Below are 24,021 nucleotides of genomic sequence, written 5' to 3'. Positions count from 1 at the left end.
GGAGTAAACAATGGCCGTTTCTAAAAAACAAAAACAACTACAGGTTGAAAAGCTTGAGTCCTTGTGTGCAAATTCCGTAGCACTAGTTATTGCAGAGAACAAAGGTGTTACTGCAACAAAAATGATGCGCTTGCGCCAAGAGGCTCGCGCTAAGAATGTAGAGCTGGTTGTGCCTAAAAACACACTCTCACGTCGTGTTTTGTTAAAAAACGAAGCATACAGTGTATTGTGTGATGACTTAAGCAACCCAGTTTTGCTAGGTTTCTCATTATCTGATTTGTCATCTTCAGCTAAGTTATTATCTGATTTTGCTAAAGAGAATGAGCAACTAGTAATTAAATCTGCCGCTATAGAAGGCGTTCGCTATGGTGCAGAAAACATAGATTATGTCATTAAGCTGCCTACACGTGAGGAAGCTATTGCCATGATTGCAAGAGGTATCCAGGCTCCAACAGTTCAATTAGCAATGTCGCTAAAAGAAGTGTATGGGCAGGTAGCTCGAGTACTGCACGCTGTCGCTGAGCAGAAAGACAGTTAAATTAACTTTATAATTGGAGAGTAAAATGAGTAACGTTGATAAAATGATAGATGCAATAAAAAAACTAACAGTTGCTGAGTGTGCTGATTTAGTAAGTAAGATCGAAGAAGAATTCGGTGTTTCTGCTGCTGCACCTGTAGCTGTAGCTGCTGCCCCTGCTGGTGGTGAAGCTGCTGCTGCTGAGAAGACTGAGTTTGATGTTGAGCTAAGTAATTTCGGTGATAACAAAATTAAAGTTGTTAAAGCTGTAAAAGAAAAGCTAAATCTAGGTCTAAAAGAAGCAAAAGAGCTAGTTGAAAGCGCACCTGTTATTATAGCTAAAGCTTTAGATAAAGCTGCTGCTGAAGCATTGTCAGATGCACTTAAAGAAGTTGGTGCTTCAGTTGATCTTAAATAACAACAAATACATCGATTTGATTAATAATTCGTAGGGTTGCTCGTATGAATGAGATAGAAACAATACCAGCCGGACAGAAGAGGCCTAGATGTAATCTAGGTTCTTCTGAAAGGCAGATTCGTGTTCCAAACTTAATTAGTTTGCAGTTAAAGTCATATAATGAAGACTTTTTACAGTTAGGTGTCGCACCTAGTAAACTAGAAGATAAAGGTTTGCATAGAGAATTTAAATTTGCATTTCCCATTGGTGATGCAATCTCCTTGGAGTATGACTCATACTCACTAGGAGAGCCTGTGTTCTCTGAGCATGAATGTAAGGTTAGGGGTCTAACATATTCAATGCCGCTTAGAGCGAAGATGCGTTTGGTGTACTACGATACCAGTGGCAGTGAAAAGCAAGTTCGTGAAGTTAAAGAGCAAGACGTTTACGTCGGTGACATACCATGTATGACTGAGGTAGGAAGTTATGTGATTAACGGAACTGAGCGTGTTGTTGTCGCCCAGCTTTATCGTTCACCAGGTGTGTCAATTGAACATGACCGTGGTAAAACTCATTCATCAGGTAAGTTCTTATACTCTGCTCGTGTCATTCCATACAGAGGTGCATGGATTGATATGGAGTTTGATGTTAAGGATACAATATTCGTTCGAATCGATCGTAGGAAGAAGTTGCCTGTTACTGTATTGCTTAAAGCAATGGGGTATGATCAGCAGGCAATTCTTGATCACTTCTATGAGCGTGATCACTTCCAAATTAAAGATGGTCAGATTATTGCTAAAATTGACCCAGATCGTTTAAAAGGTAAAGTTGCTACACAGGATATATTTGCAGATGACGGTACGTTAATTTGTGAAAAAGGAACGCGTATTTGGGTTTCTCATATCCGTAAAATGAAAAAGCTTAAGCTGGAGTCGTTGTTAGTAGAGCGTTCTTACCTATTGGGTCTGATTGCTGCACATGCAATCGTAGATCCAGAAACAGGTGAAATTATTGCTAATGTTAATGAGTCATTGACTGAAGAGCATTTAGAGCAAATCATGTCAGCTGGCTTATCTGAGTTCTCAACAATCTATATTAATGAGCTAGATCGTGGGGGTTACATTTCAGATACGTTAGTTATTGATTCATCTGTTACACAGTTAGATGCATGGGTAGAGATTTACAGGACGTTACGTCCTGGTGAGCCACCGACACCTGATGCAGCAAAGAATTTATTTGAGTCTTTATTCTATGACTCAAGTCGATATGATCTTTCTCATATCGGTCGTATGAAGATTAATGATCGCTTCAAGTTTGATAAGCCAGAATCACTAGGGACTCTTGAGCCTGATGATGTGTTAGCTGTGGTTAAAAACTTAGTCGATACTAGAGATGGTATCGCAGGTCATACGATTGATGATATTGACAACCTAAGTAACCGAAGAGTTCGTTGTGTAGGCGAAATGGTTGCTAACCAATTTAGAATTGCAATGTCTAAGGTGTCACGTACGACACTAGACCGTATGGCTCAACCTGAGTCTGATGGTAAATTGCCGCAAGATTTCTTTAACTCAAAGCCGATTATTACAGGGTGGAGAGAATTGTTCAGTACCAGCCAATTGTCTCAGTACATGGAGCGTGGTAATCCATTGTCATTGATTACCCATCTAAGACGTATTTCTGCGCTTGGTCAAGGTGGTTTAGATCGTGCTCGTGCAACCATTGATGTTCGTGATGTTCACGCTTCTCACTATGGTAGAATTTGCCCGATTGAGACACCTGAGGGTCAAAATATTGGTTTAATTAACTCTCTTGCTGTTTATGCTGATTTAAACCGCTTTGGTTTCATGGTTACTCCTTTTCTTAAGGTTGTAGATGGGATTGTTACTAAAGAAGTTGTATATCTAGCTGCGCATGAAGAGTATGATGCCTATATTGCGCAAGCACATGTAAGTCGTGATTCAAAAGGTAAAATAACTGATGAAAGTATTGAGTGTCGGTACAACGGTGAATACACCAGTTGTGTTCCAAGCCAGCTAAAATATATTGAGGTTGCAACTAACCAACCCGTGTCGGTTGCTGCATCTCTTATCCCATTCCTTGAGCATGATGATGCTAACCGTGCGTTGATGGGGTCAAACATGCAACGTCAAGCTGTTCCGTTAATTTCTGCCGATAAGCCTTTAGTAGGTACCGGTATGGAGCGTTTGGTTGCAGCTGACTCTGGTGTTTCCATGGTTGCAAAGCGATCGGGTGTGGTTGAGTCAGTAGACTCCTCAAGAATTGTAATAAGAACAGATGACAAGTCAGGATCAGACGTAGGTGTTGATATCTATCGTCTAACTAAGTTCTTTAGATCAAATCAGAACACTTGTATTAACCAAAGACCAATTGTTAGACTGGGTGATAAGGTAACTAAGGGTGACATATTAACTGATGGTGCAGCTACTGATTTAGGAGAGTTAGCACTGGGTCAAAATATGCTTGTAGCCTTCATGTCTTGGAACGGTTACAACTTCGAGGATTCAATTATTCTTTCTGAGCGTGTTGCTCAGCAGGATAGATTTACTTCTGTGCATATTGAAGAGTTCCAATGTATCGCAAGAGACACTAAGCTTGGTTCTGAAGAAGTAACAGCAGATATTCCAAATATAGGTGAAATAGCATTATCTAAACTTGATGAGTCGGGTATTGCATATGTAGGAGCTAAAGTTGAGGGGGGAGATATCCTAGTTGGAAAGGTAACGCCAAAAGGTGAAACTCAGCTGACTCCTGAAGAAAAGCTTCTACGTGCTATTTTTGGTGAAAAAGCGTCTGATGTAAAAGATACATCACTAAGGCTTCCTTCCAGTAAATCAGGTACCGTTGTTGATGTAAAAGTGTTTACGCGTGATGGGGTTAAAAAGGATGACCGTGCGCTGGCTATTGAGCAAGAGCAGTTAGAGCTAGCTAAGAAAGATCTTTTAGATGAGTTAACATTAAAATCTGCAATTGTGTACGATGCACTGAAGTCACATTTTGTGAATAAAGTATATTCTAAGGGCATTAAAGGTGTTAAAGCTGGAACCAAGATGACTGAAAAATGGTTGTCAAATCTTCCTAATAATGATTTATCTTCAATTATTGTTAATGACAGTAAAGTAGACGATGTAACTGCAGAGTACGCTGATCAGCTAAAGACATTGCAAAGTAATTTTGAAGACCGTTATGCTAAGCGTGAAGCTCAGGTCAAGATGGGTGATGAATTAGCTCCGGGTGTGATTAAAATCGTCAAAGTATTTATTGCTACAACGCGTCGTATTAAGGCGGGTGATAAAATGGCAGGAAGACACGGTAATAAGGGTGTAATCTCAATTGTTGTGCCTAATGAAGACATGCCATATTTAGATGATGGTACTCCTATTGATGTTATTTTGAATCCATTAGGTGTTCCTTCTCGTATGAACGTAGGGCAGATTTTGGAAATGCACTTGGGTTGGGCCGCTAAAGGTTTAGGTGCTCAAATAAATGCGCTTCAGAATAAAGGAAATGTTGATGAATTAAGGGCATATATCAAAAAGGTTTATGCGCTGGGTTCAATTGATAGACCTAAAATTGATAAATATTCGGATGAGCAAATTGTAGAGTTAGCAAGTTATCTAAAAGACGGCGTTCCACTTGCAACGCCTGTATTTGATGGTGTAAAAAATGATAAGATTAAAGATATTTTGTCATTAGCAGGATTGCCAGAGTCTGGTCAAACACAGTTGTATGATGGAAGAAGTGGTGAACCATTTGATCAAAAGTCTACAGTTGGATATATGTATATCTTAAAACTAAACCATTTAGTTGATGATAAAATGCACGCTAGATCTACTGGTTCATACAGCTTAGTAACACAGCAGCCATTAAGTGGTAAAGCGCAGTTTGGTGGACAAAGGTTTGGTGAAATGGAAGTATGGGCGCTAGAAGCTTATGGTGCTGCTTACACCTTGCAAGAAATGTTAACCGTCAAATCTGACGATGTGGCTGGGCGTACACGAATGTATAAAAATATTGTGGATGGTAATTACAAGATCCAAGCAAGTGTTCCTGAATCATTCAATGTTTTGGTTAAAGAAATCATGGCATTGGGTATTAAGGTTTCAATGAACGATTAGTAGGTATTTTATAGATGACAAATTTTAATAACGCACGTTTTAGTCAAAGAAGAGATCTTTATACTTCAGGAGCAATTCAGACTGAAGGTAATGATCCACAAGCCGTCAATAAAATCAGGCTACAGATATTCACTCCTGATGAAATTATGGAAATGTCTTATGGCGAGATAAAAAGCCCAGAAACGGTGAACTATCGTACTTTTGGTCCTGTACGTGGTGGGCTGTTCTGTGCTGCTATCTTTGGTCCAATGAAGGATTGGGAGTGTGAGTGTAAGAAGTATAAGCGTCTAAAGCATCGCGGTGTGATTTGTGAAAAGTGTGGTGTTGAAGTTACGCAAAGCAAAGTACGTCGTGAACGTATGGGGCATATCAAGCTTGCTACTCCAGTTGCTCATATTTGGTTCTTGAAATCACTGCCTTCAAGAATAAGCTGGATGCTTGACATGAAGCGTAAAGATGTCGAGCGTGTATTGTATTTTGAAGCTTATATTGTCATAGACGGTGGGATGACTGACTTAGAGCGTGGACATATTCTTACTGAAGAAGAGTATGCTGAATGTGTTGATAAGTACGGTGATGATTTTACTGCAAAAATGGGTGGTGAAGCTATTCACCAAATGCTTTCAACGATTGAATTAGATGAAGAGATCGCTGTGATGCAGGAAGAGCTTGTGTCTGCTACCTCTGAAGCTAAGCGTAAAAAGCTAATTAAACGTTTGAACATGATGAGTGCGTTTAAGACTTCAGGTAACCGTCCTCAGGATATGGTACTTACTGTATTACCAGTATTGCCACCAGACTTAAGACCTTTAGTGCCTTTGCCAGGTGGAAGATTTGCTACCTCAGATTTAAATGACTTATATCGTCGCGTTATCAATAGAAACAACCGTTTGACAAGGCTGATGGAGCTAGGTGCCCCGTCTATCATTGTTAATAATGAAAAGCGGATGCTTCAAGAATCAGTAGATGCATTATTTGATAATGGGCGTAGAGGTAAAGTAATTACTGGTACTAACAAACGTCCGTTGCAATCAATTACTGGTTTTTTGAAAGGTAAAAAAGGTCGATTTAGACAAAACTTATTGGGTAAACGCGTTGACTTTTCAGGTCGATCCGTAATCGTTGTTGGACCGTCACTAAAGCTACATCAATGTGGAATACCTAAAAAGATGGCTTTAGAGCTATTTAAACCATTTGTTTATGGTCGTTTACAGCGTTTAGGATTGGCTACTACGATTAAATCAGCCAAGAAAATGGTTGAGAGAGAGGAGTCTGAAGTCTGGGATGTACTGGAACATGTGATACGTGAGCATCCAATATTGCTTAACCGTGCGCCAACATTGCATAGACTCAGTATTCAAGCATTTGAACCAAAACTTATTGAGGGTAAAGCTATTCAGTTACACCCATTGGCTTGTGCCTCGTTTAATGCTGACTTTGATGGTGATACCATGTCCGTTCATGTGCCCTTAACTTATGAGGCGCAGCTTGAAGCACGTTGTTTAATGATGTCAACAAACAACATTTTGTCACCGGCAAGTGGTAAGCCAGTAGTAGATCCACAGCTGGATATTGTATTGGGACTATATTACCTAACTAAGCAAGTTTCGGCTGTTAAAGGTGAAGGTATGGTCTTTGCAAATATGCTTGAGCTTAAGCGTGCTTATGATCAAGGTATTGTTAACTTGCACGCATCAGTTAAAGTTAGAATTACTGATATGGGTGAGAAGAAGGTTGTTGAAACGACACCAGGTCGTGTTATTTTACATAACGTTATTCCTAGCAAGATTCCATTCGAAATGATCAATAAAGTTTTGAAGAAAAAAGATGTTTCTAAGCTTGTAGATGAGTGTTATCGTCGCTGTGATAATAAGGAAACAGTCGTATTTGTTGATCAAATAATGTACCTCGGTTTCGAATATGCAACCAAGTCTGGTGTTTCAATTGGTGTTGATAATATTGAGATTCCAGCTGAAAAAGATCAGTTGCTGGCAAAAGGTGGTTCACAGGTTGATACGATCCAGAAGCAGTTTGATAGTGGTTTGATTACTAGAAAAGAGTACTCAAATAAAGTCATTGACGTGTGGTCAGATGTAGCTGATCGTGTAGCTGATGTAATGATGAAGAATATGTCGACAGAGACCTATATTGATGCTGATGGTAAAGAACAGAAGCAGCCTTCAAGTAATCCCGTATTCATGATGGCAGACTCAGGTGCTCGGGGATCAGTAGCTCAGTTAAGACAGCTTGCTGGGATGCGTGGTCCAATGTCTAGACCAGACGGTAGTATTATTGAAACACCTGTTAAGGCTAATCTCAAAGAAGGATTAGACGTATTACAGTATTATACCACAACGCACGGTTCTCGTAAGGGACTTGCTGATACAGCGTTAAAAACAGCTAACTCTGGTTATTTAACTAGACGTTTAGTTGATGTGGCACAAGATCTTGTCGTTACTATGCATGATTGTCAAACTGAAACAGGTATTGAAGTAACCTCTCATATTGAGGGGGGTGAGATAGTTGAGTCACTGGTTGACCGTGTCCTAGGTCGTGTACTTTCTGAGGATGTTATTGGACTTTCCGGTGAAGTTATTATCGCAAAAGGTCAGATGATTGATGAGTCTAATGTTGACTTACTAGAGCCACATCGTGTTGAGCGTGTTAAGGTGCGAACAGCCATTACTTGCGAGGCAAAAGAAGGTATTTGTAGTCTTTGTTATGGTCGTGATCTAGCTCGTGGGCACATTGTTAACCAGGGTGAAGCTGTAGGTATCATAGCAGCGCAATCCATTGGTGAGCCGGGTACTCAGCTAACCCTTAGAACGTTCCATATCGGTGGTGCTGCTTCTAGGGCTTCTGCTGATAATAATATTCAGGCAAGAGTTGATGGTAGTATTCGAATTAATAATATTAAGACTATTGAAAATGATCAAGGTCAGCTAATTGCTACATCACGCTCCGGTAGTATCAGTGTTATAGATAAGTCTGGTAGAGAGGTTGAAAAGTACCCTGTATCTTATGGTACAAAAATTATGTACAAAGATGGTGCTGATATTAAGTCTGGTGGAGTGATTGCTGAGTGGGATCCATATACACACCCAATTATTTCTGAAGTGTCAGGATTTATTAAACTAAATGATATGGTTGAAGGTGTTACTATTAGTCGACAGGTTGATGAGTTAACTGGGTTGTCGAATATTATCGTTTTACCTACTGATCAGAAGTCATCAAACCAAAGGCGTCCTATGATTGCAGTGAATGATGAGTCTGGGCAATCCGTGATGATTCCAGGAACTAATATGCCCGCGGCGTATTTCTTAGGTGCTGGTGCAGTAACTAATTTAGAATCAGGCGCCAAAATTAAGGTGGGTGATATTATTGCTAGGATTCCAAAAGAAAGCTTTAAGACTAAAGATATTGCAGGGGGTCTACCTCGAGTAGCTGATCTGTTCGAAGCTAGAAAGCCAAAAGATGCTGCTATCTATGCAGAAATGGCTGGGGTGGTTAGTTTTGGACGTGAAACTAAGGAAAAACGACGCTTGATTATTACAAATGCTGATGGTCAAACGATAGAAGAGTTAATCCCTAGGTGGCGTTCGATCACTGTATTCGAAGGTGAAACGATTGAGAAGGGGGACATCATTGTTGATGGTCCTGCAGATCCACACTCCATATTAAGACTTTTAGGCGTTGGAGCGTTTGCTAACTACATTATCAATGAAGTTCAAGATGTGTATCGACTCCAGGGTGTTCGTATTAATGATAAGCACATTGAGGTTATTTCAAAACAAATGCTTCGTAAGGTGTTGATTGTAAAGGCTGGTGACTCAGTTTTCTCTGAGGGTGATGTTGTTCTTACGACTGAAGCTGAAGCTGAGTGTGCTCGATTAGAGGGCAATGGTATTCTACCTAAATATGAAAATTATTTATTAGGTATCACTAAAGCATCATTAACGACGGATTCTTGGATTTCTGCAGCGTCATTCCAAGAAACAACACGAATCTTAACTGATAGTGCTGTTCTTGGAAAAACGGATCATCTTAAAGGCTTGAAAGAAAATGTAATTGTAGGACGTTTAATTCCTGCAGGTACAGGTTTCTCTTCGCAAGCTGCAGCAGTTAAAAAAGATAACTTAGATGATGTGTTTACAGGCTCTCTTTTTGGCTCTGATGATGAGGATACATTTATTGAGACATCAACTGAAGAAAGTAGCGTAAATAAGGGCCAGAGTGATACTGGTGAACAAGAGGTGCAATCAAGTGATGATGCATAAGGTAGAGGTAACTATATGATTCTCAAAATCTTGCTTGACAAAATAATAGTGAATCAAATAGAATACTCGCATTGGAATATGATAGATTAAGGTGAATTATGCCAACAAAACAACAGATAGTTAGAAATGGGCGCAAACGTAAAACTCGTGTGCCTCAAGTAAGAGCAATGTGTGGACAACCACAGGTTGCGGGAACAGTTACCGTAGTTAAAGCGGTTACACCAAAGAAGCCAAACTCAGCTAACCGTAAGGTTTGCCGTGTTAAGCTACGTACAGGTTACGAAGTTACAGCTTATATCCCTGGTATTGACCATGAGATCAAGGAGCACGCAGTAGTTCTGATTGAAGGTGGTCGTCGTAAAGATTTGCCTGGTGTTAATGTTAAAGTAGTTCGAGGCAAATATGATGCTTCGGGTGTTAAAGATAGAAAGCAAGGTCGTTCACGTTATGGTGCAAAGCGTCCTAAAGAGTCATAAACAAAGTTAATCAGAGGTAGAGAAGAGAATGTCCAGAGGTAAAAGTCACGCTATGCGAACGCATGGCAACGTAGCTAAAAAAATACTAGATAACCAGTTCCCTGAGGGCGAGTTAAGTGAGTTGGTTTCACAAATCATACGTGGATTAATGCGCGACGGTAAAAGCTCCTTGGCAAGAAGAATTTTGTATCAAGCAATTTCAAAAGCTGCTGCCCGTTTAACTGAGTCTCAAAAGAGTGAGATTGGTGAGTATTCTGATATTCGAGAGTTAGAAGCCAAAATGGTCATGTTTATCATTGATCGTATTACACCTAGAGTCGAAGTGAAGAGTAAGCGTGTGGGTGGTGCAAACTACCAGGTGCCTATTGTTGTGAACAAAAAGCGTGGTACTGCATTGGCAATTCGTTGGTTGATCGAGGCTGCTAGAGATAGATCTCAGGGTGCTAGCATGGTTGATAAGCTATCTAATGTAATGTATGAGACGGTCGAAGGTAAGAGTGCAGCGATTACGAAGAAAGAGACACAAGATAAAATGGCGAATGCAAATAGAGCTAATGCTAACTTAGTTCGTCGTACGAATCCAAGTCAAGAGGTAAAAACAAGCCAATAACTAAGTATGGCCTGTAGAGGAAGTATATTATGAGTTCAATTGAAGATATTAAGAAAAGCCAACAGAAAGTTGACTTAGTCAAAATGCGAAATATTGGTATTTCTGCGCACGTAGATGCGGGTAAGACAACCACAACTGAACGTATTTTGTTTTATACAGGTCAAACTAGAGAGCTTGGAAACGTAGACTCCGGTAATACGGTAATGGATACTATGGATGCTGAGCGTAAGCGCGGTATTACTATTCAGTCTGCTGCTATCTCATGTTATTGGAAAGATCACCGTATTAATATTATTGATACTCCAGGACACGTTGATTTCACAGTTGAGGTTGAGCGATCATTACGAGTTCTGGATGGTGCTGTAGTTGTTTTCTGTGCTGTAGGTGGGGTAGAGCCTCAATCTGAAACAGTATGGGTTCAGGCAAATAGGTATGGTGTTCCTAGGATTGGGTTTGTTAATAAAATGGACCGCTCTGGTGCTGACTTTTACAAAGTAGTAAAGCAGGTAGAGACAAGATTGAAAGCCAGAACTGTAATTTTGAACATTCCAATTGGCAAAGAAGATTATTTTGAAGGTGTTGTTGATCTTGTTAAGATGAAAGCACTTATTTGGAATCAGGAAAACAAGGGTATTTCTTGGGATGAGATTGCTATACCTGAAAATATGGTTGATCTTGCAAACGAGAAGCGCGCGGAGTTGTTAGAATCAGTTGCAGAAGCTGACGAAGATCTAATGAATGAATTTTTTGAAAATGGCGATTTATCTGAAGAACAGATAAAAAAAGGATTGCGCATTCTAACGCTTCAAAATGAAATAATTCCTATGATGTGTGGTTCAGCATTCAAAAATAAAGGTGTTCAGCCGGTTCTAGATTCCGTTCTTGATTACCTTCCAGGTCCATTAGACGTTCCAGCTGTTATAGGACAAGATGAGGGTGGTAATGAAATCTCTCGTAAGTCAGACTCTTCTGAGCCATTGTCAGCTTTAGCGTTTAAGATTGTTACAGATCCCTTTGTTGGAACGCTAACTTATATACGTGTTTATTCTGGTGTGCTTAAAGCAGGTTCTTCAGTTTATAACATGGGAACAGGTAAAAAAGAGCGTGTCGGTCGATTGCTCTTAATGCAATCAGATCAGCGGGTTGATATTGAAAGTGCGCAGGCTGGTGAGATTGTTGCAGCGGTAGGTATGAAAACGGTTAGAACAGGTGTTACATTGTGTGACATTGGTCAAGAAATTATTTTAGAATCAATGCATATTCCAGAGCCGGTAATTAGTGTGGCTATTGAGCCAAAGAATAAAGCCGCTCAGGAGAAGCTTTCGGTCGCATTAGGTCGTCTTACCATTGAGGATCCGTCCTTCCAAATTAAAACTGATCCTGATTCAGGTCAAACGATTATTATGGGAATGGGTGAGTTACACTTAGAAGTAATTGTAGATCGCCTAAAAACTGAATTTGGTGTTGAGGCTAGTGTGGGTAAACCGCACGTTGCTTACAGAGAGGGTATACGTAAGTTAGTCGAACAAGAGGGTAAGTATATTAAGCAAAGTGGTGGTCGTGGTCAATACGGACACGTGTACTTGCGCATTGAGCCACTTGAAAGTGGTAAGGGCTACGAGTTCCATAACGAAATTGTTGGTGGTGCTATCCCAAGGGAATATATCCCTGCGGTAGATAAAGGTGTTAAAGAGCAAGCTGAAAACGGTGTTTTAGCTGGATATCCTATTCAAGATGTAAAGGTAACGCTGTATGACGGCTCATATCATGAAGTTGACTCTAGTGAAGTTGCCTTTAAGATTGCTGGCTCTCAGTGCTTCAGAGAAGCGGTAAAGAACGCGGATCCTTTCCTGCTTGAGCCAATTATGAATGTAGAGGTGATGACTCCTGAAGAGAATGTTGGGGACGTTGTTGCTGATTTGAATAGACGCCGAGGATTAATTCTTGGGCTAGATGATGGGCACTCTGGAAAGATTGTTAAGGCAGAGGTGCCTCTTTCTGAGTTGTTTGGATATGTAACGCAATTAAGGTCAATGACAAAAGGTAGAGCGGTACCTAATATTGATCCAAAACGTTATGGTGAGGTCCCTGCAAGTATTGCGGAGACTGTGATAAAAGGGGAGTCAGAATGATAGATGTATTTATATCTTGATTTATTTAGACTAAAATGTTAAAAAATACAAACCATTTTGTAAGTATAAACGCAAATTGAAATGAAACTGGAGCATGAAAATGGCTGACTTTGAAAGAAATAAGGTTCACGTAAATGTGGGAACCATCGGGCACGTTGATCATGGTAAGACAACACTTACCACGGCAATGGTAAAATTAAAAGGTGATCAGGCGGGTGTATCCGTAACTGATATTGATAAAGCGCCTGAGGAAGCTGAGCGTGGTATTACTATTAATACCGCACACGTAGAGTATGAAAGTGAAAAACGTCACTATGCACACGTGGATTGCCCAGGACACAAAGATTACATCAAAAACATGATTACTGGTGCTGCGCAGATGGATGGAGCGATCTTAGTGGTTTCAGCTAATGATGGTCCAATGCCACAAACTAAAGAGCATATCTTACTTGCACGTCAGGTTGGTGTACCAAGAATTGTAGTATTCATGAACAAAGTGGATATGGTAGATGATGAAGAGCTTCTAGAGTTGGTAGAGATGGATGTTCGTGAGCTATTAAGTGCTCAAGGCTTTGATGGTGATAATGCACCGGTTATCAGAGGTTCAGCATTGAAAGCATTCGAAGGTGATGATACAGAGATCGGTACGCAAGCAGTAGATGCATTAATGGATGCGTTGGATAGCTTCATTGAAGATCCAGTACGTGATTTAGATAAAGCAGTATTGATGCCGGTTGAGGATGTAATGTCCATTTCAGGTCGTGGAACAGTAGCGACAGGAAGAATCGAAACAGGTGTGTTGAAAGTTGGTGATGAAGTAGAGATCATTGGTATTAATGAAACACAAAAGACAACGTGTACCGGTGTGGAAATGTTCCGTAAGAAGATGCCACAAGGTCAAGCGGGTGATAACGTAGGGATTCTATTAAGAGGATTGAAGCGTGAAGACATTGAGCGTGGTCAAGTAGTAGCGACACCAGGTTCAATTAAACCACACGCAAAGTTTGAGGCAGAGGTTTATATTCTAACCAGCCAAGAAGGTGGAAGACATACACCATTCTTCAAAGGGTATCGACCACAGTTTTACTTCAGAACAACAGATGTAACAGGAGCAGTAGAGCTTCCAGCAGATGTTGAGATGGTAATGCCAGGTGATAACGTCAAGTTCGTGGTTGAGTTAATCAGCCCGATTGCGATGGAAGAAGGGCTACGTTTTGCGATCCGAGAGGGTGGTAAGACTGTAGGTGCAGGTGTTGTATCTAAGATTGTTGAATAATTAGCGAATGAGAGGTTATTATGGTTGCCAAAAATAAAAAGGTTCGCATTAGGATTAGGTTAAAAGCCCATGACTACAAGTTGATTGACCGAGCGACAAAAGAGATTGTCGACACGGCCAAGAGGTCAGGTGCTCAAATTCAAGGACCAATCCCTATGCCAACTAAGATGGAGCGGTTTACTATTCTAGTCTCTCCGCACGTAGATAAACATGCGCGTGATCAGTATGAGATTAGGACTCATGCTCGTTTGGTAGATATCATTCAGCCAGACCCAGCAACTATTGACGCATTAATGCGTTTAAATCTAGCTGCAGGTGTGAACGTTGAAATTAGTGTTGACGATATAAAGTAGGGTTGAATAATGAGTATTAGGTTACGACTTAAAAAAGAAGGTATGACATCAATCAATGTTGGTAGTGAGCGTGTTCCAGTAACACTGTTATCATTCGAAAAGCATGTTGTAACTCAAGTTAAGAATGTTGAAAAAGATGGTTATCAATCTGTTCAGGTTGCTACTGGAAAATTAGTTAAGAAGCCTACAAAGCCAGCTAAAGGTCATTTTGCTGCTTCTAGCTCTGACCCATTGAAGCAGATATACGAGTATAGATGTGATGATGTTTCTGATATTAGTGTAGGAAGCGTGATTGGATTGGATAAAATTGATTCATGGCAGTATGTAGATGCACAAGCAGTGAGTACCGGAAAGGGCTTTACTGGGGTAATGAAGGCATGGAACTTTGCTGGACAGCGTGCTTCTCATGGTAACTCCTTGTCACATAGGGCTCCAGGTTCTATTGGTCAGTGTCAAGATCCAGGTCGTGTATTCAAAGGTAAGAAGATGGCTAGACGTCATGGTGGAGTTAACTGTACTATTCAAGCCTTAGAGATTGTGGGGATAGATCACGACAATATGACAGTTGCAGTACGTGGCTCAGTACCAGGACCAAAAGGTAGTTATGTGTTTATTAAAAAGTCAATTAAGAAGTCATCTGGAGATAAGTCATGAAAATAGCATTAGCTGATGATAAAAAAGTGACAGTTGAACTGCTAGATAGCGTCTTTTCTGAAGCTGAAAATGATCATGTGATTAACAAGGTTATCACAATTTACAATAAAAAACGTATTTCAACAGCTGCTAATAAAGGTCGTTCAGAAGTTTCATATAGTACTAAAAAGCCTTGGCAGCAGAAAGGGTTGGGTAAAGCGCGTGCAGGTTCACGTGGTAGTCCAATCTGGAGAAAAGGTGGTGTAACTTTTGCTAAAAAGTCTGTTGATAGAATTTCTTCGTTTAAGATTAATAAGAAGGAATATCGTAAAGCGATCAAAGTTATGTTCTCTGACCATGTTAGAAATGGTACGCTTAAGGTAGTTAGTGAAATCGATGTTCCTTCAAATAAAACAAAGGATTTTAAATCTAAAATGTCGGGTATAGAGTTCACCAATCTAGGCAAGCCAAAAAATTGGACTGGACTGATAATAACAGACATGATTACTGAAAATATCTACCTTTCATGCACGAACTTGTATGAGTATATGGTATCTGACGTTTATGGTATCGATCCATTATCATTAAAACATGCTAGCGAGTTACTAATCACTAAAGCTGCGTTAGATCAAATTCAGGAGTGGTTATCATGAGTAAGCATGTAACATTATATGACGTTTTACTAGGCCAGTATATAACGGAAAAGTCTTCCAATGCTTTTGAAAAAACCGGTCAGTATACATTTAAAGTAGCAAAATCTGCAGATAAAACTAAGGTCAAAAGTGCCTTAAAGTCAATTTATGATGTTGACGTTACATCTTGTAGAATTGTTTCAAGACCAGGTAAGAAAAAAGTACGTAAAGGCGGTGAGACTAAATCATTTAAGTTGGCTTTAGTTGCTTTAAAAGAAGGTCAGACAATTGATTTATCAGGACAATAAGAGGTAGTTATGATTAAAGAATCAACATACATTAAGGTAAAAAGACCTGTTACCCCTGGTCAGCGTGGTGCGCAGTCAATTAAACATACGCATTTATCTAAAGAGGGTCCACTCAAGTCATTGCTTTCCTCTAAAAAAGGTATTAAGCAGGGTGGTCGTAACTCTAATGGGCGTATAACGGTTAGGCATCGCTCAAGTCGTTTGCACCGATCAAAGCTTAGGGATGTAGACTTCAAGCGTAATTCAAACGATAATATAGTAGCTAAAGTGCACTGTATCGAATACGATCCACATAGAACAGCGCATATCGCTAGGATTTGTTACCTAGATGGTACATGGTCATATATTTTAGCACCTAAAGGCTTAAGAGCTGGTGATGAAGTTATGTCTGGCTCTGGTGCACGTTTAGAAGTTGGGCATACTTTAGCGCTTGACGCGATTCCTGTAGGTACAGTGATTCATAATGTAGAGATGCGCCCAGGTAAGGGTGGTCAGATTGCAAGGAGTGCTGGATCTTATGTTTCACTTTTAGGTAAAGAAGATAAATATGCAATTGTACGATTAAGATCAGGTGAAACTAGAAAGGTTTTACTGACATGCCGTGCAACAATTGGTGAGGTTTCTAATTCTGAGCATAACCTAAGAAAATATGGTAAAGCTGGTGCAAAGCGTTGGATTGGTATCAGGCCTACTGTTAGAGGTGTTGTCATGAACCCCGTAGATCATCCAATGGGTGGTGGTGAAGGTCGTACTTCAGGTGGTAGACACCCTTGTTCACCATGGGGTTGGAAAACCAAAGGTAAAAAGACCCGTTCTAACAAACGAACTGATGTCTTTATTTTGAAATCAAGACGTAAGTCAAAAGAAAAGAGAGGTAGCTAATATGCCAAGATCGACACGAAAAGGTGTATTTATTGATCAATCATTACTTCGTAAAATTAAGAAGAGTAGTGCTGATAACCATAGACGCCCTGTGCAGACAAATAGTAGGCGTAGTACTATTATTGCTGCAATGGTAGGAATGAATATCCAGGTTCATACAGGAAATAAGTATGAAGAAGTGCATATTGTTCCTGAAATGGTTGGTAAAAAACTTGGTGCGTTTGCTCCTACAAGAAAGCAAGCAAAGCATAAAAGTGACGATAAGCGCAAATAAGGAGAATAAGATATGTCTAAGACTAAGTTAAATAACCAGCGCTCATCTGTAAAGAAGACACAGCCTGCTGCTAATATGATTCGTGGTAAGTCAGTATCTTATGCCACAAATGCATTAGCGTACAGCCCACAAAAGTCATGTGCTGCTATGCTAAAAGCTTTGAAGTCAGCAGTAGCAAATGCTGAAAACAATGAGAACAAAGATTCTGATACGCTGTATGTATCAGAAGTAAGAGTGAATAAAGGTCCAACGCTTAAGCGCTGGCGTGCACGTGCAAAAGGACGTTCAACACGTATCCTGAAGCGCTCAGTACATATTCAGATTAAGTTAGCAGAACAGTCGGAGATTAAGTAAAATGGGTAGTAAGGTTAGTCCAAAAGCAATTCGTCTTTACAATGGTTTGATGCCATCATCCAATTGGTGTACAAATAGTAAAAAGAATTACATTGAGTTCACTCGATCTGATATGAAGGTTCGTGAAATGATAACAAATAAATACCCCGGTATTGATGAGGTCATTATTGATCGTACAGCTAATGATGCTCATGTGACGATTCACTGTGCAAAGCCAGGAATGATCATTGGTAAAAAAGGCTCTGATGCTGAAACTTTAAAGAAAAAGATTAAAGAAATAATGAAAACTAATGTGCATGTTAACATTAGAGAGGTTGAAAAGCCTGATTTATCTGCAAAATTATTGTCTGAATCAGTTGCATTACAGTTAGAAAAAAGAGTATTATTCAGGAAAGCTGTAAAGAGAGCAATCCATTCTGCTATGCGATCCGGTGCAAAGGGTGTCAAAGTAATGGTAAGCGGTCGTTTATCTGGTGCTGAAATTGCTAGAAGCGAGACTTATAAAGAAGGTAGAGTTCCTTTACATACTTTTAGAGCAGATATTGATTATGCTTTATCTCTAGCTAATACAACTTATGGTGTAATAGGGGTTAAAGTTTGGGTCTATAAAGGCGATAAGTTTGACGATTAAGTGGTATCCAAAAGATACGGAGTAAAATATGCAAAATCCACCGAAAAATAGAAAATTTAGAGTTGCGAGGAAAGGTCGCAATAGGGGAATGGCACGCTCATCAAAGCTGCATTTTCTCGATTATGGGATTGTATCTGATGGTAGAGGTAGATTAAATGCTCGCCAGATTGAAGCAACACGTCGTGCTTTGATTAAAGTTACAAAAAGAGGGACTGCTCGTATTATTATTCGTGTGTTCCCGGATATTCCCGTTTCTAAAAAGCCATTAGAGGTTAGGCAGGGTAGAGGTAAAGGTCCTGTAGATCATTATGCATTTAATGTTAAGCCTGGGACAGTTATTATGGAAATTGGTGGGGTTGAAGAAGAGGTAGCCAAAGAAGCTGTTAAGCTGGGTGCTGCTAAACTGCCTTTTAAAGTAAAATTTGCTAAAAGAGAAGTGACAGAAAATGAGTAAGTTAGATAATTTATATAGCAAGTCTATAACAGATTTGCATCAGATCATTGATCAGTGCAAGAAAGAGATCTTTCAGATGAGAATGCAACGTTCAACTGGTCAAGAGTATAGTAAGCATATGTTCAAAGTATTAAGAAAAAAAATAGCACGTGCCAAAACAGCAGTGAATCAAAAGTTGGAGTCTAAATAATGGAAAGTAAGCAGAGAAAACTTCAGGGTAAAGTTATTAGTAACAAAATGAATCAAACAGCTGTAGTTCTTATTGAAAGAACAGTTGTGCACTTTACTGGTAAGTATATCAAAAGACATTCAAAGTTAAGCATCCATGATGCTAAGAATGAATTGAACATCGGGGATTTTGTTGAGATTGCTGAGACCAAGCCTATTTCTAAGACAAAATCATGGACTTTAGTTTCCATCTTAAAGAAGCATGACGGAGGTCTCGTATGATTCAGATGCAAACAGAATTAATGGTAGCTGATAACAGTGGTGCTAAAAGAGTAGAGTGCATCAAAGTATTAGGCGGTAGTCATAGGAACAATGCTTCAGTAGGTGATATCATTCGTGTTACTGTTAAAGAAGCAATTCCAAATAGTAAAGTTAAGAAGGGTACAACATATAGAGCAGTAATTGTTAGAACGAAATATCCAGTGCGACGAAATGTCGGCGATGTGATTCGTTTTGATTCTAATGCTGTCGTTATGTTAACAGACAATGACGTAATGATCGGTACACGTATTTTCGGACCAATTCCACGTGAATTGCGTAGTAAGAAGTTTACCAAAATTCTATCGTTGGCTCCAGAGGTATTATAATAGGTGGTTAATATGAGCAAAAAGTTTAAACTAAATGATCATGTATTGGTTACTATCGGTCGCTCAAAGGGTGTAGATGGACCAATTATTGCAATCAAAAAAGTCAAAGACTCTGTTAAAGTAAAGGTTAAGTCTGCAAACATGCAAACGCATTTTGTGAAAGCTAATCCCCAAGAAAATCAGGCAGGTGAGCGTAAGAAAGTTGAAGGATTTATTGATATTTCTAATGTCGCTCATTACGATGTTAAGGAGAATAAGCGCTTCAAAACTGGGTTCAGGGAGAATGACTCTGGCAAAAAGGTTCGCTACAACAAATTAACAGATAAAGAAGTAAGTTGAGGTTTATATTATGACTGCAATAAAAGCTAGTGTAAGTAAGAATAAAGTGTCGGCTAAAACAGGATCTGCTCGTCAAGATATTGAAAAGCAGGTTATGAAAAAGTACGGGCTTAAGTCTAATATGGCTGTACCAAAAGTTATTAAGGTAACTGTAAATATGGGTTTGGGCCAGAATGCAAATGATAAGAAGGAGTTAGAGAACGCCCTTCAAGAGATGGCGCTGATCACTGGTCAAAAACCTGTGGTAACTAAAGTGCGTAAATCAGAAGCAAACTTCAAGATCAGACAAGGTTGGCCTATTGGTATCAAAGTGACGTTAAGAAAAGAGCGTATGGATGACTTTATTAATTACTTACTCACTATGACTATGCCTGCTGTTAGAGAATTCAGAGGTATTAAAAAACAGTCATTAGATCAGCAAGGCAATTTATCACTTGGTATCCCGGATCAGTCTGTTTTCCGATCAATTCCATTTGAAATGATATTATCGATTCATGGGCTAGATATTACAGTAACTACATCAGGTCGAAATAGAGAAATGTCTTATGATGTTTTAAAATTAATGGGTTTTCCATTTATCGAGAAAGAGGAAGGAGGTTCCAATGGCAACTAAAAGAATGATTGCACGCTCTAAGCAGCAAGAAGTCAGATTTAATCATAAAGAAAACCAAGAAAAGAGACAGGCTTTGAAAGAGCAGTGTTCTAGCGTAGATTCATCTATGGATGAAAAGATGTTAGCTATGATTGCGCTATCAAAGCGACCTAGAGATGAGTCTACTTCTCGTATGGTCCGTCGTTGTTGGAGTTGTGGACGTCCTAAAGGTGTTTTACGCCGCTTTGGGTTATGTCGGTGTTGTTTGTTTAAAGCATTTCGTGAAGGATATATTTCCGGCTTACGAAAAGCAAGTTGGTAATGAGGTATTAAATTATGTTACAAGATCCAATCGCTGATTTTTTAAATAGAATTAAAAACGCGTATGCTGTCAAAAAAGACTCAGTTGTTGTCAGTCATTCAAAGGTTGCCATAGCTATATTATCTGTTATGAAAGAACAAGGCTCTATACAAGGTTTCACTGTTAACGAGTCTGGAACTTTCCCTGTTATTGATGTTGAACTATCCTATGTTGATGGAGCTGCTTCAATGAGGTCCTGCAAGCGAGTTAGTAAGCCTAGCTTACGTGTTTATCGTGGTTACTCTGATATGCCAATCATTAGAAATGGTTTGGGGTATCTTATTGTTTCAACCAGTTCAGGAATTATGACTAGCAAGCAAGCTATTAATGCTAAGCTTGGTGGTGAATTAATTTGTGAAATAGATTACAGGTAATAATTATGTCAAGATTAGCAAACATTCCCATTTCCATTCCAGCAGGTGTTACCGTTAAAGTTAATGGCTCCGAAATAGAGATATCAAATGGTAGTGCCAGAGAAATATGGTTGGCTCATAAGGCTGTTAAGGTTGAGTTAGATGGAGATAATATAAAGTTTTCTATGGATGAATCTGATAAGAAAGATGTCTTATCAAGATCCATGCTGGGAACAGATTTCCGTCATGTAAAAAACTTCATTGATGGCATGGCAAAACCCTTTGAGTCAGTTCTAGAAATACATGGTCTAGGTTACAGAGCGAAGCTCGCTGGTAATAAAATAACACTTGCCTTAGGTAAATCTCATGATGATCATGTGGAGATACCGGAGCATCTTGAGGTAACGGTACCAAATGAGCGTGAAATCGTTTGTCGTTCATACTCTAAAAAGAAGCTAGGCGATTTTGTTGCTTCCGTTTGTGCTCTGCGTAAACCAGATCCTTACAAGGCAAAAGGTGTTCGCTTGCGAGGTCGTCATTACAGAACTAAGAAAGATTAGAGAGGATTAAGTTATGAGCAGTAGATTTTCCAAACGTTCACGTCTAAAGTCGAGAATGATGCAAAGCACTAAAAACAGAGTGGTTGTTTTGCGTTCTAATAACCATATTAGAGCTATGGTCATCTCACCTGAAGGTAAGACATTAACATACTGTAGCAGTATTGCTTTGCCTGAAAAAGATAAGTCGAAGTTAACACACACAGGTAACGTTGCTTCTGCATATCATGTAGGTACAGTTTTGGGTGAAAGAATTAAAAAGTTAAAAATTGAAAACTTGGCGTTTGATCGTGCAGGTTTAAAGTATCATGGTCGTGTTAAAGCAGTAGCTGAAGGACTAAGATTTGTAAAAGTTGATATTTAGGGTATAATAATGGCGAACGATAGAGAGTTAATTACAGAGGTTGTTACAATCAACAGGGTTTCCAAGGTTAGCAAAGCTGGTCGACAGTCTAGTTTTACTGTACACGTAGTTGTAGGTGATGGTAAATCAAAAGTAGGCTTAGGTAGTGGAAAGGCTAAAGAGGTTTCAATTGCAATGCAGAAAGCTGTAGATGAAGCAAAGAAGAGTATGCACAAGATTCAGCTTATCAATGGCACCTTGCACCATGCAATACAGTCCCAGTATGGCGCATCGATAGTTTACATGTCTCCAGCAAGTCCTGGTACGGGTGTAATTGCAGGTGGAGCAATGCGTTCGGTATTTGATTGCTTAGGTGTAGAGAATGTGCTTGCTAAGCGTTATCGCTCTTCTAATCCAGTTAATGTAGTAAAGGCAACAATTAAAGGGCTGCGTGATATGGAATCTTTAGCTGATGTAGCTAAGAGACGTAATATTTCTAAATCAAAGGTGCTGGGACGAGTCCAGAACCAAAAAAAAGATAGCTAAGAGGTAAAGGTATGAATGGTTTAAATACACTAAAACCTGCTCCCGGTTCAGTGCACAAGAAGCTAAGAAAAGGGCGTGGATCTTCTGGAAAATGTGGGGATACTGCAGGTAGAGGATACAAAGGTCAGAAGTCTAGATCGGGTGGTAATATCAGAGCTGGCTTTGAAGGGGGGCAAACGCCTTTCTACCGTGTGACGCCTAAAAGTGGTTTCACATCTAGAAAAAGCCTCTATAGAATAGACTTACCTGTTAGTGTGCTTAATAAGTTATCAGCTGATGAGCCAATTACTTTATCAGTGTTGAGTGCAGCTAATTTAATCAAAAAGTCAACTAAGTTTGTCAAGTTTTATGCTGCAGGCAAGTTAGATCGTGCTTATAAAATATCAGGCATCGGCCTAACAAAGGGTGCTAAAGAAATTTTAGAGTCAGTTGGTGGTGAACTAGTAGAGTCGTAAACAATGAATGTGAATGCTCCCAAAAAAAGCGCAGTATCAGAAATACGTTCCAGAATTCTGTTCGTATTATTTGCTATATTTGTCTTTCGCATGGGTGCACACATACCACTCCCTGGGGTTGATCTAGTAAAACTAGGGCAGTTTTTCACAGAAAACAAAGGTGGTTTCCTCAGCTTTTTGAATATGTTCTCTGGAGGCGCGCTCTCTAGGATGAGTGTGTTTTCATTAGGGATTGGACCTTATATTTCAGCATCTATTGCTATTAATCTACTGTCTTATGTATTGCCAACACTTGAAGAGCTACGGAAGCAAGGTGGGCAAGGCCGCCATAAGCTGACAAAATATACGCGCGTCCTAGCATTGATCGTTGCACTTATTCAATCAGTCCCAGTTGCTCGCCAGCTTCTGAGTAATGGGTTTGTATTAAATCCATCAGCACTATTTTTTGTTACTACAAGTATCTCATTGGCAACAGGTACAATGTTTATGCTGTGGTTAGGTGAGCAGATTACAGAGCGAGGTATTGGTAACGGTATCTCTGTGCTTATATTTGCGGGTATTACTTCACGTTTCCCTGACGTATTCTCAAATCTTTTTGATATGTTCTCGAGAGGGCAGTTACAAATTTTATCTCTAATTGTCATTCTAGCTGCAATCTTTATGATTACAGCATTTGTAGTACTTATGGAAAAAGGCCAGAGACAGATTAAAGTAACGCACCCCTCTCGAAGTCCATCTGGATCCAGTGCTAATGTATTACCACTAAAGATCAATATGGCTGGTGTAATGCCCCCGATTTTTGCTAATATTATGGTGTTTACACCTCTTGGTATTGCAGGCTTCTTTACTACTCCAGCTGAGTCTAATTTGTTAAATATTGCTACACGTCTTTTGCAGCCTGGACAGCTTTTATATAGCATTGTAGTGGTTGCTGCCATTAGTTTCTTCTCATTCGTCTTTACATCAATGACATTCAATCCAGATGAGTTTTCAGAGAATTTAAAAAAGGGTGGGGCAATGATCCCAGGTATTAGACCTGGTAAAGCAACCTCGCGCTATATTGATGAGGTAATGTCTCGTTTAGCATTGTTTGGGATTCTGTATCTATCATTTGTTGTTTTGCTTCCTGAGCTATTTGTGAGCACATTGAAGATACCATTTTATTTTGGGGGTACATCGCTATTGATTGTAGTAGTCGTAGTGATGGATTTTATGAGTCAGCTTAATGCACATCTGATTCCTGATAAATACCATGAGATGGTATCTAAAGGAAAGGGGAGCAAGAAGCAAAGTTTACAATTATTTAGGTAATTAA

General features: G+C 39.6%; 29 protein-coding genes. All 29 read left to right on the top strand.

The window, feature by feature from the left end; genetic code table 11:
• The first annotated feature begins 10 nt into the window (after positions 1–10).
• The 29 genes from rplJ to secY all read left to right on the top strand — a co-directional run bounded on the left by rplJ (position 11) and on the right by secY (position 24,017).
• Complete coding sequence (gene rplJ / locus MMH89_RS03615; protein ID WP_258568091.1) at positions 11–538, top strand: 50S ribosomal protein L10; 528 nt, start codon at positions 11–13, stop codon at positions 536–538.
• A gap of 25 nt (positions 539–563) precedes the next feature.
• Positions 564–935: a 50S ribosomal protein L7/L12 gene (gene rplL / locus MMH89_RS03610; protein WP_258568090.1), complete on the top strand. Its 372-nt coding sequence runs from the start codon at positions 564–566 to the stop codon at positions 933–935.
• Between the two features lie 44 nt (positions 936–979).
• Positions 980–5,053 carry a DNA-directed RNA polymerase subunit beta gene (gene rpoB, locus MMH89_RS03605; RefSeq protein WP_258568089.1) on the top strand — a complete coding sequence of 1,358 codons (4,074 nt, stop codon included), beginning with the start codon at positions 980–982 and terminating at the stop codon, positions 5,051–5,053.
• Between the two features lie 14 nt (positions 5,054–5,067).
• The gene (gene rpoC, locus MMH89_RS03600; RefSeq protein WP_258568088.1) at positions 5,068–9,330 is read left to right on the top strand and encodes a DNA-directed RNA polymerase subunit beta'; all 4,263 of its coding nucleotides are present in this window, start codon (positions 5,068–5,070) and stop codon (positions 9,328–9,330) included.
• Positions 9,331–9,428: 98 nt separating this feature from the next.
• Complete coding sequence (gene rpsL, locus MMH89_RS03595; RefSeq protein ID WP_258568087.1) at positions 9,429–9,806, top strand: 30S ribosomal protein S12; 378 nt, start codon at positions 9,429–9,431, stop codon at positions 9,804–9,806.
• A 28-nt stretch (positions 9,807–9,834) separates the two neighbouring features.
• On the top strand, positions 9,835–10,416 hold the full coding sequence (locus tag MMH89_RS03590) for an uS7 family ribosomal protein (RefSeq protein ID WP_258568086.1): 582 nt from the start codon (positions 9,835–9,837) through the stop codon (positions 10,414–10,416).
• Positions 10,417–10,445: 29 nt separating this feature from the next.
• The gene (gene fusA, locus MMH89_RS03585) at positions 10,446–12,548 is read left to right on the top strand and encodes an elongation factor G (protein WP_258568085.1); all 2,103 of its coding nucleotides are present in this window, start codon (positions 10,446–10,448) and stop codon (positions 12,546–12,548) included.
• 94 nt (positions 12,549–12,642) lie between these two features.
• The gene (tuf, locus tag MMH89_RS03580) at positions 12,643–13,824 is read left to right on the top strand and encodes an elongation factor Tu (RefSeq protein WP_258568084.1); all 1,182 of its coding nucleotides are present in this window, start codon (positions 12,643–12,645) and stop codon (positions 13,822–13,824) included.
• 20 nt (positions 13,825–13,844) lie between these two features.
• Positions 13,845–14,177, top strand: a complete 333-nt coding sequence (gene rpsJ, locus MMH89_RS03575) for a 30S ribosomal protein S10 (protein ID WP_258568083.1) — start codon at positions 13,845–13,847, stop codon at positions 14,175–14,177.
• Positions 14,178–14,186: 9 nt separating this feature from the next.
• Positions 14,187–14,831, top strand: a complete 645-nt coding sequence (gene rplC, locus MMH89_RS03570) for a 50S ribosomal protein L3 (RefSeq protein WP_258568082.1) — start codon at positions 14,187–14,189, stop codon at positions 14,829–14,831.
• The gene (gene rplD / locus MMH89_RS03565) at positions 14,828–15,463 is read left to right on the top strand and encodes a 50S ribosomal protein L4 (RefSeq protein ID WP_258568081.1); all 636 of its coding nucleotides are present in this window, start codon (positions 14,828–14,830) and stop codon (positions 15,461–15,463) included. The genes rplC and rplD overlap by 4 nt, the downstream gene beginning before the upstream one ends.
• Positions 15,460–15,750: a 50S ribosomal protein L23 gene (gene rplW, locus MMH89_RS03560; protein WP_258568080.1), complete on the top strand. Its 291-nt coding sequence runs from the start codon at positions 15,460–15,462 to the stop codon at positions 15,748–15,750. Before rplD ends, rplW begins: the two co-directional genes overlap by 4 nt.
• 9 nt (positions 15,751–15,759) lie before the next feature.
• Positions 15,760–16,632 carry a 50S ribosomal protein L2 gene (gene rplB / locus MMH89_RS03555; protein ID WP_258568079.1) on the top strand — a complete coding sequence of 291 codons (873 nt, stop codon included), beginning with the start codon at positions 15,760–15,762 and terminating at the stop codon, positions 16,630–16,632.
• A 1-nt stretch (position 16,633) separates the two neighbouring features.
• Positions 16,634–16,906 carry a 30S ribosomal protein S19 gene (rpsS, locus tag MMH89_RS03550; protein WP_258568078.1) on the top strand — a complete coding sequence of 91 codons (273 nt, stop codon included), beginning with the start codon at positions 16,634–16,636 and terminating at the stop codon, positions 16,904–16,906.
• A 12-nt stretch (positions 16,907–16,918) separates the two neighbouring features.
• Positions 16,919–17,260, top strand: coding sequence for a 50S ribosomal protein L22 (gene rplV, locus MMH89_RS03545; protein ID WP_258568077.1), 342 nt, complete (start codon positions 16,919–16,921; stop codon positions 17,258–17,260).
• 1 nt (position 17,261) lies between these two features.
• On the top strand, positions 17,262–17,891 hold the full coding sequence (rpsC, locus tag MMH89_RS03540; RefSeq protein WP_258568076.1) for a 30S ribosomal protein S3: 630 nt from the start codon (positions 17,262–17,264) through the stop codon (positions 17,889–17,891).
• Positions 17,892–17,919: 28 nt separating this feature from the next.
• The gene (gene rplP, locus MMH89_RS03535) at positions 17,920–18,345 is read left to right on the top strand and encodes a 50S ribosomal protein L16 (RefSeq protein ID WP_258568075.1); all 426 of its coding nucleotides are present in this window, start codon (positions 17,920–17,922) and stop codon (positions 18,343–18,345) included.
• Complete coding sequence (gene rpmC / locus MMH89_RS03530) at positions 18,338–18,535, top strand: 50S ribosomal protein L29 (RefSeq protein ID WP_258568074.1); 198 nt, start codon at positions 18,338–18,340, stop codon at positions 18,533–18,535. The genes rplP and rpmC overlap by 8 nt, the downstream gene beginning before the upstream one ends.
• The gene (gene rpsQ / locus MMH89_RS03525) at positions 18,535–18,795 is read left to right on the top strand and encodes a 30S ribosomal protein S17 (RefSeq protein WP_258568073.1); all 261 of its coding nucleotides are present in this window, start codon (positions 18,535–18,537) and stop codon (positions 18,793–18,795) included. Before rpmC ends, rpsQ begins: the two co-directional genes overlap by 1 nt.
• A complete protein-coding gene (gene rplN / locus MMH89_RS03520; RefSeq protein ID WP_258568072.1) occupies positions 18,792–19,160 on the top strand; it encodes a 50S ribosomal protein L14 in 369 nt (122 codons plus the stop codon). Before rpsQ ends, rplN begins: the two co-directional genes overlap by 4 nt.
• Before the next feature lie 12 nt (positions 19,161–19,172).
• Positions 19,173–19,499, top strand: a complete 327-nt coding sequence (gene rplX, locus MMH89_RS03515; protein WP_258568071.1) for a 50S ribosomal protein L24 — start codon at positions 19,173–19,175, stop codon at positions 19,497–19,499.
• A gap of 10 nt (positions 19,500–19,509) precedes the next feature.
• On the top strand, positions 19,510–20,112 hold the full coding sequence (rplE, locus tag MMH89_RS03510; protein ID WP_258568070.1) for a 50S ribosomal protein L5: 603 nt from the start codon (positions 19,510–19,512) through the stop codon (positions 20,110–20,112).
• Positions 20,102–20,413 (top strand): 30S ribosomal protein S14, encoded by a 312-nt coding sequence (rpsN, locus tag MMH89_RS03505; RefSeq protein WP_258568069.1) that lies wholly within the window; start codon positions 20,102–20,104, stop codon positions 20,411–20,413. Before rplE ends, rpsN begins: the two co-directional genes overlap by 11 nt.
• 14 nt (positions 20,414–20,427) lie before the next feature.
• A complete protein-coding gene (gene rpsH / locus MMH89_RS03500) occupies positions 20,428–20,826 on the top strand; it encodes a 30S ribosomal protein S8 (protein ID WP_258568068.1) in 399 nt (132 codons plus the stop codon).
• A 5-nt stretch (positions 20,827–20,831) separates the two neighbouring features.
• Positions 20,832–21,365, top strand: coding sequence for a 50S ribosomal protein L6 (gene rplF, locus MMH89_RS03495; RefSeq protein ID WP_258568067.1), 534 nt, complete (start codon positions 20,832–20,834; stop codon positions 21,363–21,365).
• A gap of 13 nt (positions 21,366–21,378) precedes the next feature.
• On the top strand, positions 21,379–21,726 hold the full coding sequence (locus MMH89_RS03490; RefSeq protein WP_258568066.1) for a 50S ribosomal protein L18: 348 nt from the start codon (positions 21,379–21,381) through the stop codon (positions 21,724–21,726).
• A gap of 9 nt (positions 21,727–21,735) precedes the next feature.
• Complete coding sequence (gene rpsE, locus MMH89_RS03485) at positions 21,736–22,251, top strand: 30S ribosomal protein S5 (protein WP_258568065.1); 516 nt, start codon at positions 21,736–21,738, stop codon at positions 22,249–22,251.
• An 11-nt stretch (positions 22,252–22,262) separates the two neighbouring features.
• Positions 22,263–22,706 (top strand): 50S ribosomal protein L15, encoded by a 444-nt coding sequence (gene rplO / locus MMH89_RS03480; protein WP_258568064.1) that lies wholly within the window; start codon positions 22,263–22,265, stop codon positions 22,704–22,706.
• Positions 22,707–22,709: 3 nt separating this feature from the next.
• A complete protein-coding gene (secY, locus tag MMH89_RS03475; RefSeq protein WP_258568063.1) occupies positions 22,710–24,017 on the top strand; it encodes a preprotein translocase subunit SecY in 1,308 nt (435 codons plus the stop codon).
• Positions 24,018–24,021: the final 4 nt, after the last annotated feature.

The organism is Candidatus Comchoanobacter bicostacola (genome assembly GCF_024172705.1).
Lineage (GTDB): Bacteria > Pseudomonadota > Gammaproteobacteria > Comchoanobacterales > Comchoanobacteraceae > Comchoanobacter > Comchoanobacter bicostacola.
This window is presented reverse-complemented; position numbering and strand designations above follow the sequence as displayed.